The sequence below is a fragment of the Alteromonas sp. MTD1 genome, from assembly GCF_042848195.1.
Taxonomy (GTDB): domain Bacteria; phylum Pseudomonadota; class Gammaproteobacteria; order Enterobacterales; family Alteromonadaceae; genus Alteromonas.
In genome coordinates this window covers 70,695-83,926 of record NZ_BTGG01000007.1, presented here as the reverse complement: position 1 = coordinate 83,926, position 13,232 = coordinate 70,695, and the positions used below count along the sequence as shown (strand labels likewise).

The window sequence follows — 13,232 nt, the reverse complement described above, 5'->3', positions numbered from 1 at the left end:
ATAGCACGTAAGCGAATAAGAAGTAGGTAAAGATACATGTCACACAGTGTGGTTGATAAAGCTAACAAGGTTCGACCTGGCGAGGAACTCGATGCCGGGGCCGTTCATGAATGGCTAGATAGGCATCTAACCGATGAGGTAAAAGCAAAGCTGGGAGGCTTAAAGGGCAGCCCGGCGGTAACCCAATATTCGGGGGGCGCGTCGAATTGGACTTACTGTTTAGACTATAACGATGCTTCGCTAATTTTGCGACGCGCACCTGCGGGTACAAAGGCTAAAGGCGCTCACGATATGGGCAGAGAGTTCAAGCTGCAAGATGCGCTCAAGCCAGTGTACCGCTACGTACCAGATATGTTGGGGTACTGTGAAGATGAAAGTGTGATAGGGACAGATTTTTATGTAATGGAAAAGCTTACTGGTGTTATCCCCAGAAAAAACTTACCTAGAGACTTAGCAACAACACCAGAACAGACCAAACAGCTTTGTACTAATGTGCTTGATAGTTTAATTGAGCTGCATAAGGTCGATCACGAAAAAGCCGGTTTATCACACCTTGGAAAGGGCGCGGGATATATAGAACGTCAAATAAGCGGGTGGAGTGAGCGTTATAGCAAAGCCAAAACGTGGAATGTGCCTTCAGGTAAAAAGGTAATGCGTTGGCTAGAAAATAACATGCCTGCACACGAACGTATCTGCATTACTCATAACGACTTTCGTTTTGACAATGTTGTGTTAGACCCAAATTACTACACCCGAATTATTGGCGTTTTAGATTGGGAGTTGGCCACCCTTGGAGACCCATTAATGGACTTAGGTAACTCTCTTGCTTATTGGGTGAATGCCGATGATGACTTTTTGGCGCAGTCAACGCGTCGTCAGCCAACGCACTTGCAGGGTATGTTAACCCGAGAGCAGGTTGTGGCTTATTACTGCAAAGAAATGGAAGTAGACGTAGACGACTTTACCTTTTACGAGGTGTACGGTTTATTCCGTCTAGCAGGTATTGCGCAACAAATTTACTATCGCTACCACCATGGTCAAACAAATAACCCAGCGTTCAAGAATTTTTGGATTTTTATACACTATTTACTATGGCGCTGTAACAAAGCAATAAAAGCTTCTGGAAAAAGAAAATGACTATAAGAAAAAATATCCTAATTACGGGTGCGAGTTCGGGCTTAGGCAAGGGCATGGCCATTGAATTTGCGAAGCAAGGTTGTAACCTGGCGTTATGCGCAAGACGATTTGAAAACCTAGAACAGCTTAAGACAGAGCTGCTTGAGCTTAATCCTAATATAAATGTCTTCATTCGTTCGCTAGACGTGAACGATCATGATGCCGTATTCGAAGTGTTTGATGCGTTTAAAGCAGATATGGGCCAGCTTGATCGCGTTATCGTGAACGCGGGAATGGGCAAAGGCGCTTCAGTTGGTACAGGTTTTTTTCACGCTAATAAACAAACGGCAGTGACCAATTTTGTTTCGGCGCTTGCACAGTGTGAAGCGGCGATGGCCATTTTTAGAGCGCAAAATAGCGGCCATTTAGTTACTATCTCATCTATCAGCGCGGTGCGCGGCTTTAGGCGCGCTATGACAGTTTATGCGGCTACAAAAGCGGGCTTAACCTCAATGACAGAGGGAATTCGCATGGACGTTATGAATACGCCAATTAAAGTAACGTGTATCCATCCTGGTTTTATCCGCAGTGAGATTAACGAAAAGGTTGAAAAAGTACCGTTTATTGTTGATACCGACGTGGGCTGCAGAGCGATGGTAAATGCGATAAATAAAGAAAAGGCGAATGCATTCGTGCCAAGCTGGCCATGGGCTGTGTTGCACTGGATAATGCGTATCGCACCTGCCAGTACCATTAGAAAAATGAGCTGATTGTTTTTGTGTGAGTTGATGGTCTTGTGGATGCTACCCTGCTTAGCATTTATAGCTGAGCGGGGGATGCAAAAGAAATTCAGCACGGATACAAAAAAACGACAGATACAAAAAAAGCGCCGAAAGGCGCTTTTTTAACTACTAATCTTAAAGATTAACCTAGTGCTTTAATTTGTGCAGCTAGACGGCTCTTATGACGAGCAGCTTTGTTCTTGTGAATCAAGCCTTTAGTAGCCATTCTGTCAAGTACTGGAGTAGCAGCAGATAGCGCAGCTTGAGCCGCTTCTTTGTCACCGCTAGCGATAGCAGCGATTACTTTCTTGATGCTTGTACGTGTCATTGAACGACGGCTAGCGTTATGCTGGCGACGCTTTTCAGCTTGGATTGCACGCTTCTTAGCAGACTTAATGTTAGCCAAGGTGTAACTCCCAAAATAAATTCATGTCAAAAACGAGGGTGCGGATTGTGCCTAGCAAACGCCCAAATGTCAAACGATTTAAAACTTAAATCGAACGCGCTATAAACGCGCAAGTCATTGAACACGCCGCGCAAGCTAGTGATAACGCAAAAATGCTCAACGCGTTGCACATTCATGATACCTTTTTGAGGTATTGTAAGCGGCATTTATGGCATATGTTCGTCACAAACGTGAAACACCAACACATCGTACAACGTGAAGATGCACCACCCCATATCGGGCGCGGATTATAGCAAGAAACTTCATAAAGATGCACAACTATTTTGAATAAATCGTTTCACCAAAGAATTCCTTTGGTTATCATACGTACTTTCACTATTACAGTGGTGTTACAAAGGCATTCGTTACCCTTTCAAATAAAGCGGTGTAAAAGCATAGCGGTATGTATAACCACGTAACAAAACCCGCCTACTAGTGCTTTTAAAAAAGCAGTTGGTAAACCTTATCAAGCAATTGGAAACACGAAGTGTCACGGAAGTTAATTAAATCAGGTTTAATTGTAAGCGTTATGACGCTTGTCTCGCGAGTGCTGGGATTAGTTCGTGATGTAGTTGTTGCCAGGCTTATGGGAGATGGTGCCGCTGCTGACGTGTTTTTCTTCGCTAACAAAATTCCCAACTTTCTGCGTCGTTTATTTGCGGAAGGGGCTTTTGCTCAAGCGTTTATTCCTGTGCTCACCGAAGTAAATCAAGACGAAGATAAGCAAAAACTTAAAGAGTTTGTTGCCAAAATTAGCGGAACCCTTGGCGCTATTGTTTTCGTTGTTTCTATTATTGGCGTTATCGCATCACCGGTTTTGGCAGCATTGTTTGGCACAGGCTGGTTTATGGCATGGCTTCAGGGAGATGAGGCGGGAGATAAGTTCTTGCTCGCCTCTACAATGCTTAAAATCACTTTTCCTTATTTAGCGTTTATCTCATTAACAGGGCTTGCTGGCGCTATATTAAATACGTTGAATAAGTTCGCAGTTGCAGCATTTACGCCCGTATTATTGAACGTATGCATTATTTCCTGTGCTATTTTCCTTGCGCCGTCTTTAAGTCAGCCTGCCTACGCCTTGGCTTGGGGCGTGTTTATTGGCGGCATTGTTCAGTTGCTTTTCCAACTTCCCTTTTTGTATAGGGCAGGGCTTTTAGTAAAGCCTAAATGGGGCTGGCATGACGAAAAAGTAGTTAAAGTACGAACGCTTATGATCCCTGCCTTGTTTGGCGTATCTGTTGGGCAAATCAATTTATTGTTTGATACCTTTATTGCTAGTTTCTTAGTAACAGGGTCGATTAGTTGGCTGTATTATTCCGACCGCCTGTTAGAGTTTCCACTAGGGCTTTTTGGTATTGCAATCGCTACCGTTATTTTGCCAACGCTGTCTCGCAATCACGTTACAAACAACCCTAAAGCATTTTCTGCCAATATCGATTGGGCTTTTCGAATGGTATGCCTGCTGGGTATTCCCGCTGCGGTAGGACTTGGCGTGATGGCGCGTCCTATTTTGACGGTTATATTTCAACGCGGCGCATTTACAGCCGAAACTGCCATTATGGCGTCTTATTCGCTTACTGCGTATGCATTTGGCTTGCTTAGCTTTATGCTTGTTAAGGTACTCGCACCCGGGTTTTACTCCCGCCAAGACACTAAAACCCCGGTTAAATTTGGCATCTGGTGTATGGTTGCCAACATGGTCTTCAATCTGGTGCTTGCCATCCCATTTGGCTATGTGGGCCTTGCCATTGCAACCAGTATGTCAGCTACCATGAATGCCGCGTTACTCTACATCACACTGCACAAACAAGGTGTTTTTGCATTAAGCCGTACGTCTGTCATGTTTATTGCTCGAGTGCTCATATCCAGTGCCGCAATGGGCGCCCTTATTTTCTATCGTGACCAAGGAATGGCGTTCTTCAACCTTAGCCTTACCCAGCAAATTTTGGATGTTGGCATTACCATCGGTCTTTCTGTTTTGGTGTTTGGTTTGAGTATGTTGGTATTGGGTACTCGTCCGCGTCATTTTAGAAGCGGCGGTGAATAAGCGATAATTAAAAATAGTGTAAGTCAAGGCGTAATGTAGGTGCTTGGTATTGAGCGCATGGTCGGCTATAATCGCGAGCTTTGAATTTTTAGCAGTTATAAAGGTAGTGGCTAACAGTGGAATTTATCCGCGGGCTTAACAATGTAAAACCACATCACAAAGGTTGCGTGCTCACTATTGGCAAGTTCGATGGTGTACACCGCGGCCATCAAGCGGTTTTGGCAAATGTACTTGAAAAAGCGAAACAGCTCTCACTACCGGCAACTGTCATGGTATTCGAGCCTCAGCCTGAAGAAGTCTTCATGCCTGAGCGCGCGCCTGCCCGCATAAGTCCTCTGCGAGAAAAATACGAGCTTTTAAGTCAGCAAGGCGTGGATCGGTTACTTGCGGTTCGCTTCAACGCGGATTTTGCGAAGCAAACTGCCGACACGTTTGTGCATGATTTGTTAGTAGATAAGCTTGGCGTGAAGTTTTTAGTCGTGGGCGATGATTTTCGTTTTGGCAATGGTCGCAAGGGCGATTTTGAAATGCTAAAAACTGCTGGTCGCATGTATGGCTTTGAAGTAGTAAGCACACAAAGTTTTACAATGCATGCCCACCGCATAAGCTCTACTGCGGTGAGAGAGGCCCTTGCAAAAAGCGAGTTTGCACTAGCAACAGAAATGTTAGGCCGCCCATTTGCGATACACGGCCGTGTTGTGCACGGCGAAAAAAAGGGAAGAACCATTGGCTTTCCAACAGCTAACGTAATGCTTAAGCGGCAAAAAACGCCAATACACGGCGTTTTTGCAGTACGAGTGGATGTGGACGGTGAGCATTATAACGGCGTTGCTAACATAGGTCGTCGCCCCACATTAAACGGCGAACGAAATCAATTAGAAGTACATATTTTCGATTTGTCATCTGACTTGTACGGAAAGCCTATTACCGTTTTTCCCACTGCGAAAATACGCGATGAAATTAAGTTTGCTTCGTTTGAAGCACTAAAAGAACAAATACAGGCAGATGCCGCAAAAGCGCGTCTGTTACTCGCATAGTTAAACGTGATAAAGTCACGAAAACTATGTAAGCCTAATTAAGCGGGCTGCTATCAAATAGCATCCAAGATAACGTTTTACAGTTAACGATTTAACGCCTTCACAATGCCTCACGCATTGGGTGAAACCTAAGGTAACCGGATTAAACAATTTTATGAGTGATTACAAAGCCACATTGAACCTTCCAGAAACTGCGTTTCCTATGCGCGGTAATCTTGCTCAGCGCGAGCCGAAAATGCTTAAAGACTGGCAGGAAAAAGGGGTATACAGCAAAATTCGTGAAGCCAAAAAAGGCAAAAAGCCTTTCATTCTTCACGATGGCCCTCCTTACGCAAATGGCGACATTCATATTGGTCACGCGGTTAACAAAATCCTTAAAGATATCATTGTAAAATCGAAGAACTTGTCAGACTTCGATTCGCCTTATGTACCAGGTTGGGACTGTCACGGCCTTCCTATCGAGCTAATGGTAGAGAAAAAAGTAGGTAAGCCAGGTAAGAAGGTAACTGCTGCTGAGTTCCGTCAAAAGTGTCGCGAGTACGCTCAAAAGCAAATTGATGGTCAAATGGCTGACTTTAAGCGTCTTGGCGTTTTTGGTGCTTGGGATAACCCGTATAAAACAATGGACTTTAAGTCCGAAGCCGACATTATCCGTGCACTAGGTAAAATTGTTGAGTCGGGTCACCTTGAAAAAGGGTTTAAACCTGTTCACTGGTGTACTGACTGTGGTTCAGCGCTTGCTGAAGCCGAAGTAGAATACAAAGATAAAGTGTCACCCGCTATCGACGTTAAATTCCCAGTGGCTGATAGTGCAGAAATAGCGCAAGCATTTGGCGTTGAAGAATCAGATTTAGCAGCGCACAAAGCCGGCGTTGTAATTTGGACAACAACGCCGTGGACACTACCTGCTAACCGCGCAATTAGCCTGCACCCTGAATTAACTTATGCGATTGTTGAAGTTCAGCCGTCAGGTGAGTGGCTAGTGGTTGCACAAGACCTGTTAGAAAGCTGTATGCAGCGTTATGGCGTTGAAGACTTCCGCGAAGTAGCAACGTGTACAGGTGCTGCGTTAGATAAACTAAAAGTAAATCACCCATTCCTTGACCTTCAAGTGCCGCTTATTTTGGGCGAACACGTAACTACCGACTCTGGTACAGGCTGTGTACATACTGCGCCAGCGCACGGTGTTGACGATTTCAACGTTGGTAAGCAATACGACATTGAAGTGTATAATCCGGTAGGCAACAACGGCGTATACCTTGAAAACACACCGCTATTTGCTGGCAAGTTCGTATTTAAAGCCAACGATGAAATTATTGAAACAGTGAAAGAAAAGGGCAACCTTGTACTTAACGTAAAATATGAGCATAGCTACCCTCACTGCTGGCGCCACAAAACGCCTATTATCTTCCGTGCTACCCCTCAGTGGTTCGTTAGCATGGATAAAAAAGGCTTGCGTGCAGAATCACTAGAGCAAATTAAACAAACCAAGTGGATCCCAGACTGGGGCCAAAACCGCATTGAAAAAATGGTAGAAGGCCGTCCTGATTGGTGTATTTCGCGCCAGCGTACATGGGGGGTTCCAATTCCACTGTACGTGCATAAGTTGACTGGTGAAATTCACCCAGAGTCGGCTGCACTCATGGAAAAAGTTGCTGTTGAAGTAGAATCTAAAGGCATTCAAGCGTGGTGGGATTTCGATGATGCCGCTCTTCTTGGTAGTGAGTTAGATAACTACGAGAAAGTAACAGATACATTAGACGTTTGGTTTGATTCAGGCGTAACGCACTATTTTGTTGTTGACCAGCGAGATGATATTCCTGCATCAGCAGACCTTTATTTAGAAGGCTCTGATCAACACCGAGGTTGGTTCATGTCGTCGCTTATGTCATCAACCGCTATGCATGGTCACGCGCCATATAAAGAAGTGCTAACACACGGTTTCACCGTAGATGCTCACGGTAGAAAAATGTCGAAATCGGTGGGTAACGTTGTTGCGCCACAAGAAGTCACTAATAAGCTAGGTGCAGACATTTTACGTTTGTGGGTTGCTTCTACAGATTACCGCGGTGAAATCGCAGTATCTGATGAAATTTTAAAGCGTGCCGCTGATTCATACCGACGTGTACGCAACACCGCTCGATTCCTACTGGCCAACCTTAACGGTTTTAGCGTAGAGGACGCAGTAGCAGAAGATGAAATGGTAGCGCTAGACCGCTGGATTGTAGCGCGTGCCAAGGCACTTCAGGCAGAGCTTATTGAAGCGTATGAAAAGTACGACCTGCTTGTGGTAACACAAAAGCTTATGCATTTCTGTTCAATTGAGCTTGGCTCTTTCTACTTAGACGTAATTAAAGACCGTCAGTATACCGCTAAAGCCGATGGTCTTGCGCGCCGCTCTTGTCAAACAGCGATGTATCACATTGTTGAGGCGCTGGTTCGTTGGATGGCTCCGATCACAAGCTTTACCGCGCAAGAAATTTGGGAAACACTTCCTGGTGAGCGTAGTGAGTTTGTATTTACTGAAACTTGGTATGATGGCTTTGACAACTTTACGCAAAGCGATACGTTTAACGACGAACTTTGGCATCAAGTACTAAGTGTTAAAGACGCGGCAAACCAAGCCATGGAACAAGCACGTAAAGACGGTGAGCTAGGTGGTTCGCTTGAAGCAAGCATTGCTTTGTACGCAACCGACGAACTGTACTACGTATTAGCGAAACTTGAAGATGAACTTCGTTTTGTACTCATTACATCTGGTGTGTCGTTAGTGAAAGTTGAAAGCGCACCTGAAGGCGCTAAAGCAACCGACGTTGATGGTTTATGGCTAACCGTTAATAAAGCAAGTGGTGCTAAGTGCGTACGCTGCTGGCATCATCGTGAAGACGTAGGCTCACACGAAGGTCATGAAGAGCTTTGCGGACGTTGCGTAACAAACATCGATGGCGAAGGAGAAGAGCGCCACTATGCTTAATCTTTTTCGCGAAACAGGATTGCGATTTTTATGGATAAGTGCAGTTGCATTTATCCTAGATCAATGGAGTAAATACGCGGTTATTGACAGCATGTCTTTGTATCAATCAATACAAATCATGCCGTTCTTTAACTTTACTTATGTGCACAACTACGGCGCCGCTTTTAGCTTTTTAGACAGTGCTGGTGGCTGGCAACGTTGGTTCTTTACTGCTATTGCTGTTGTCGTAAGTATCGTTATTTTATGGTGGCTGAAACAGTCTCCTCGTTCGCAAAAAATGTTGCCGGTTGCGTTTGCATTTATACTCGGTGGTGCGCTAGGTAATGTCTACGACCGTATCGTGCATGGCTACGTCATCGATTTTCTTGATTTTTACGTAAATAACTACCATTGGCCGGCGTTCAACATTGCAGACAGTGCAATTTTCATTGGTGCAGCGTTATTAATCATTGATATGTTTAAGAACGGCGACAAAGACGAAGCGTCAGATAGCGACGCAGCCAGTGCAAGCGAAACCACAAAGTAGTATTCGGATTATTTATGACAGATTCTTTAGTGATTGGTGCAGACAGTGAAGTGATTCTTCACTTTGATTTAAAGTTAGAAGATGGGTCTGCAGCAGATAGTACACGCGTAAACAATAAGCCTGCGAAAATGGTAATGGGCGACGGTAGTTTAACGCCTAACTTTGAGGCTTGTTTACTAGGGCTTAAAAAAGGTGACAAGAAAGCATTTACGTTGAAAGCGAATGACGCGTTTGGCGAGCCTAACCCGAATAATATCCACTATATGGACAGAAGTCGCTTTGGTGCCGATTTGAGCATCGAAGAAGGGATGATTTTAGCGTTCTCGCAGCCTGATGGCTCTGAAATCCCTGGCATTATCCGAAGCGTAGCGGGCGACTCTGTAACGGTTGACTTTAATCACCCTCTGGCAGGTCAGACTGTTGTATTCGACGTTGAAATTATAGACGTTAAACAAGGTGCAGCTGCACAAGACGGAAACTAATTATGCAAATTCACTTAGCCAATCCGAGAGGCTTTTGCGCCGGTGTAGATAGAGCAATTACCATTGTAGAACGTGCGCTGGAAATGTTCGAGCCACCTATTTACGTACGTCACGAAGTGGTACACAACAAATTTGTTGTTGATGGCTTACGCGAACGCGGTGCATTGTTCGTTGACGAACTGCATGAAGTACCAGATGACAGCATTGTTATTTTTTCTGCGCATGGTGTTTCTCAAGCGGTAAGAAAAGAAGCGACAGATCGTGGACTTAAAGTGTTTGACGCAACCTGCCCACTGGTAACAAAAGTGCATATGGAAGTGACGCGCGCCAGCAAAACCGGCACTGAATGCATTCTTATTGGTCACGCAGGTCACCCTGAAGTAGAAGGGACAATGGGGCAGTACAGCAATGAAGATGGCGGCATTTACCTAGTTGAATCTGAGGCTGATGTGGCAACGCTTGAGGTAAAAGACCCTTCAAATCTTTACTACTGCAGCCAAACCACATTGTCGGTTGATGATACTGCAGATGTTATTGATGCACTGCGTGCAAAGTTTCCTGAGATAAATGGCCCGCGTAAAGACGATATTTGCTATGCAACGCAGAATCGTCAAGATGCAGTACGAGACCTTGCTCAAGACTGCCAAGTATTGCTGGTAGTGGGGGCGCAAAATAGTTCAAACTCGAATCGCTTACGCGAGCTTGCTGAGAAAATTGGTGCTACGGCATACTTAATTGCCGACGCAAACTGTATACAAAAATCTTGGTTAGAGGGCGTTGAACATATTGGCGTTACTGCAGGAGCATCGGCGCCTGAAGTATTAGTACAAGGCGTAGTGAACCGTTTGAAAGAATGGGGCGCTGTGTCTGCTTCTGAGCGCGCTGGACGAGAAGAAAATGTCGAGTTTGCTGTGCCGAAAGAACTTCGAGTCAAGCAAGTGGTTTAAGATATAGATACGATAATAAGGTGTAGCTACGATAAATTGCTGCATAAATCGAAATCGCATATCTTTTAAAAAAACACCGCATTGAATGCGGGCTATTGAGTCAACTTGGAGCTACTATTTTTTGATAGTAGCTCTTTTTTATTTTATTCAATTGAAAAATAACGAATAAATTTCTAGTGAAAGCTGGATTTCCTGTTCAAACAACTGAAACAGTGTACGAATAGTCAGTTTTTTCAATGAGTTATTTAAAACTCGACAAAACCTCCTATAATATTGGCTATAGGAGTGGTAATTATGACGAAATATGTCTTCTTAGATACGGAAACAACAGGTTTAGATCCCCATAAAGGCAACCATAGGATCATCGACCTAGCGTGCATAGAATATGAAGATTTCACTCCCACTAGACATGTGTTCAGCCTCAAAATTAATCCTGAGGGCAAAAAGCTGTAAAGAGCGCTTTTCGATTTCACGGAATCCTAGATGAAGAACTGGAGGACAAACCCACCTTTAGCGATATCCATCAGTATTCATTGAATTCATCAAAGACAGCCATCTTGTTATCTTCAATGCAGCCTTTGATTTACGATTTTTAAATGCTGAGTTAAACCGAGTTAATTACCCTTCAACGGTTTCTGATATTTGTGCTGAAGTGACTTGTGCAATGGAACTGGCTAAGAGCAAATTCGGTGTTAGAAAAATCAGTCAAGATGCAGATTGCTTACGATACGGTATTGATATTTCAAGTCGAACCAAACACAGTGCGTTACTCGATGCTTATTTATGTGCAGAGCTGTTTTTCAAATTACTTGATGATTTGGTTGAACCACTAAAATCAACACCACAACAGAATAAGCATACGCCAACCAAAGCCATATCCATTCCAAGTGCTTACAAAAACAAATAAACGGGTTTATATACCCAATTCAACTTTTGTAAAAATCCAGAATGTAAGAATTTTGGTGTCGTGGCTAAAAATTCGACTTACAAAGCAAATGGTGAGCTTAAGCGAGGTTTGGGCAACGAATACAAGCTTACATGGAGTGACGATAAATCCGAGTATCTGCTCACCTGCAAATTATGTAGTCATAGTACCACCATGATCCACAATCGTTGTTTTGAATTAGAAGTAAAACGCCTTTCAACCATATGCGAGCCAGTCGAGCCAACGTGTCAGAATAAAGCTATCCCCGGTCAACCTAAGACGTTTCGGCCCTACTATATCCCAACATCCCCTGAGAATAGGCGTGGTATTAAAAAGCTAAAGCCTCGGTGTAAAAACAGAGACAAGGGAATTTATAACCACCCTGAACTCTACAAATTAGATGGGAAAGCGCAGCCTGACCGCATTATTGAGCGTGTTGTTAAAAAGCCACTCAAAAAAGGTGGTAAGCCCGTCACCCAAATCATCAAGGAAGAAAAACTAGGCTCACAACTTCTTACCTGTCATGCATGTAATAGTAAGCTACCGGTTAAATTAAACCCTGCAAACCGCCATTATCGAGATTCAGATAACGTTAAAATCTTCAAAGATTTAATGAATAAAGACATATTCAATCGCATGATGGACAAGCATAAACTGGGTGCCAAGGTTATCTACGACAAAATCAACTTTTTCTACGAGCAAGCCTTAGCCTTTGACCATTATCACTCACAGATGATTGACCATGCGGTAGCGACTAGAATACTTAGTCTCAGTTCAGATAGACAGTTCTATTTAAGTAACTGGGGCGACCATAATATGCCAAAACCTACGCATATCGTGAACACGTCAACCGTCGATAATCATTCAGGTTTTGTATTCGTTTCTAACGTAAATTTTGATTTTACCAGTGATTATCAAGAGATAAACAAAGAGCATCGAGAAAAGAAGGAGCAGGAAAAATTTCCTTATTACAGACGCTACGCGCAATACGTATTAAGTAATGATGATGTTAATGTTCAGGCACCTGAGCATTAACGCACTGTTGAACTCCAACTACCACCAAAAGGATTACTGGTACAGCAAACGTATAGCGTGTTAGCGCACTTTGCTTTACTTAAGCAAAAACTCAAATATGCCAATCAAGTTAACTTATACGCAGATAATGATTCTGGTATCAAATTAGCCGTAGGAGCGGTTTTTAACGATTGGATAGCACGCAATAAGCTTTATGCCTTTCAAATCTCAGTAGAGAAAACAGGCTGCGCTCAGTATCTGGATGAAGATGCATCAAAACGACTCAGAGAAGTTAGAGCGAACTTAAAAAAAGAAAACCCAGAAATCACTAATGAAGGCATCAAAAAGGCACTTGGGGAAGCGCAATTATCAAACCGAGTTCGTGTCGGTAATGCTAAATCAGAATGGATAATCAACCCGAATAGTAAATCACGTTTAGCAATGATGATGCCACTAGGTGATGTGAAGCGCATGAACCCAAAACTGGTGGCAAGTTTATTAGCCAATGCCTCGCTTCATGGTGTTGATAATTGGTTTCAAATTTTGAGTAGACACATTAATCTTTTAGAGAGATCTGTAACTAGTGCCACCAATGCAAAACGCTGGAATGCCTACGCGGGTTACAATCCAGAATGGATGGTAAAGCTCATTGAAATCAAGCGCGTGTATTTCAATTATTGCATGACCAATGAGCGCACCATAAAGCGCACCATTAAGCGAAACTTCAAAGGCAATAACAAACCTAAACCTACCACGCCAGCAATGCGACTTGGGCTAACTAGAAAACACTACACAGCGGAAGATTTGTTGTCATTTAGCCTGGATAAAGAGCGTATTGATGAGGTTTATCGCAACAAGACTGAACACCTTCCTAGTTTCTTGAGTAACCGATTTTAGTGTCAGGTTATTTTGCAAGCGTCAAACACTAAAATCACCA

Annotated in this window: 13 protein-coding genes; 12 read left to right on the top strand and 1 reads right to left on the bottom strand. The window is 43.6% G+C overall.

Annotation, left to right across the window (positions count from 1 at the left end; genetic code table 11):
- The first annotated feature begins 36 nt into the window (after positions 1–36).
- Positions 37–1,137: a phosphotransferase family protein gene (locus tag ACGHAV_RS10730; RefSeq protein WP_390380202.1), complete on the top strand. Its 1,101-nt coding sequence runs from the start codon at positions 37–39 to the stop codon at positions 1,135–1,137.
- A complete protein-coding gene (locus ACGHAV_RS10725) occupies positions 1,134–1,886 on the top strand; it encodes an SDR family oxidoreductase (RefSeq protein ID WP_390380199.1) in 753 nt (250 codons plus the stop codon). Before ACGHAV_RS10730 ends, ACGHAV_RS10725 begins: the two co-directional genes overlap by 4 nt.
- Before the next feature lie 154 nt (positions 1,887–2,040).
- Here ACGHAV_RS10725 and rpsT read toward each other — a convergent pair whose 3' ends face one another.
- A complete protein-coding gene (gene rpsT / locus ACGHAV_RS10720) occupies positions 2,041–2,304 on the bottom strand; it encodes a 30S ribosomal protein S20 (protein WP_012518968.1) in 264 nt (87 codons plus the stop codon).
- 526 nt (positions 2,305–2,830) lie between these two features.
- Here rpsT and murJ point away from each other — a divergent pair.
- The 10 genes from murJ (at position 2,831) to ACGHAV_RS10670 (ending at position 13,192) form a co-directional block, all read left to right on the top strand.
- Positions 2,831–4,390, top strand: coding sequence for a murein biosynthesis integral membrane protein MurJ (murJ, locus tag ACGHAV_RS10715; protein ID WP_390380196.1), 1,560 nt, complete (start codon positions 2,831–2,833; stop codon positions 4,388–4,390).
- A gap of 116 nt (positions 4,391–4,506) precedes the next feature.
- Positions 4,507–5,427 carry a bifunctional riboflavin kinase/FAD synthetase gene (gene ribF / locus ACGHAV_RS10710; protein WP_390380193.1) on the top strand — a complete coding sequence of 307 codons (921 nt, stop codon included), beginning with the start codon at positions 4,507–4,509 and terminating at the stop codon, positions 5,425–5,427.
- A 154-nt stretch (positions 5,428–5,581) separates the two neighbouring features.
- Positions 5,582–8,401, top strand: a complete 2,820-nt coding sequence (ileS, locus tag ACGHAV_RS10705; RefSeq protein ID WP_390380190.1) for an isoleucine--tRNA ligase — start codon at positions 5,582–5,584, stop codon at positions 8,399–8,401.
- Positions 8,394–8,927: a signal peptidase II gene (gene lspA, locus ACGHAV_RS10700; RefSeq protein ID WP_390380187.1), complete on the top strand. Its 534-nt coding sequence runs from the start codon at positions 8,394–8,396 to the stop codon at positions 8,925–8,927. The genes ileS and lspA overlap by 8 nt, the downstream gene beginning before the upstream one ends.
- Before the next feature lie 14 nt (positions 8,928–8,941).
- Complete coding sequence (gene fkpB, locus ACGHAV_RS10695) at positions 8,942–9,409, top strand: FKBP-type peptidyl-prolyl cis-trans isomerase (protein WP_390380184.1); 468 nt, start codon at positions 8,942–8,944, stop codon at positions 9,407–9,409.
- 2 nt (positions 9,410–9,411) lie between these two features.
- Positions 9,412–10,356 carry a 4-hydroxy-3-methylbut-2-enyl diphosphate reductase gene (gene ispH, locus ACGHAV_RS10690; protein ID WP_334013338.1) on the top strand — a complete coding sequence of 315 codons (945 nt, stop codon included), beginning with the start codon at positions 9,412–9,414 and terminating at the stop codon, positions 10,354–10,356.
- A gap of 294 nt (positions 10,357–10,650) precedes the next feature.
- Positions 10,651–10,809, top strand: a complete 159-nt coding sequence (locus ACGHAV_RS10685; RefSeq protein ID WP_390380182.1) for an exonuclease domain-containing protein — start codon at positions 10,651–10,653, stop codon at positions 10,807–10,809.
- Between the two features lie 79 nt (positions 10,810–10,888).
- Entirely contained in the window at positions 10,889–11,263 is a 375-nt protein-coding gene (locus tag ACGHAV_RS10680; protein ID WP_390380672.1) for an exonuclease domain-containing protein, read from the top strand.
- A 60-nt stretch (positions 11,264–11,323) separates the two neighbouring features.
- Complete coding sequence (locus ACGHAV_RS10675) at positions 11,324–12,316, top strand: hypothetical protein (protein ID WP_390380180.1); 993 nt, start codon at positions 11,324–11,326, stop codon at positions 12,314–12,316.
- A gap of 57 nt (positions 12,317–12,373) precedes the next feature.
- Positions 12,374–13,192: a hypothetical protein gene (locus ACGHAV_RS10670; RefSeq protein ID WP_390380177.1), complete on the top strand. Its 819-nt coding sequence runs from the start codon at positions 12,374–12,376 to the stop codon at positions 13,190–13,192.
- Positions 13,193–13,232: the final 40 nt, after the last annotated feature.

Bases quoted from the DNA above. Each gene is read 5' to 3' on its own strand.
- ACGHAV_RS10730 (WP_390380202.1), top strand. From the start codon at position 37: ATGTCACACAGTGTGGTTGATAAAGCTAACAAGGTTCGACCTGGCGAG.
- ACGHAV_RS10725 (WP_390380199.1), top strand. From the start codon at position 1,134: ATGACTATAAGAAAAAATATCCTAATTACGGGTGCGAGTTCGGGCTTA.
- ileS (WP_390380190.1), top strand. From the start codon at position 5,582: ATGAGTGATTACAAAGCCACATTGAACCTTCCAGAAACTGCGTTTCCT.
- lspA (WP_390380187.1), top strand. From the start codon at position 8,394: ATGCTTAATCTTTTTCGCGAAACAGGATTGCGATTTTTATGGATAAGT.
- fkpB (WP_390380184.1), top strand. From the start codon at position 8,942: ATGACAGATTCTTTAGTGATTGGTGCAGACAGTGAAGTGATTCTTCAC.
- ispH (WP_334013338.1), top strand. From the start codon at position 9,412: ATGCAAATTCACTTAGCCAATCCGAGAGGCTTTTGCGCCGGTGTAGAT.
- ACGHAV_RS10685 (WP_390380182.1), top strand. From the start codon at position 10,651: ATGACGAAATATGTCTTCTTAGATACGGAAACAACAGGTTTAGATCCC.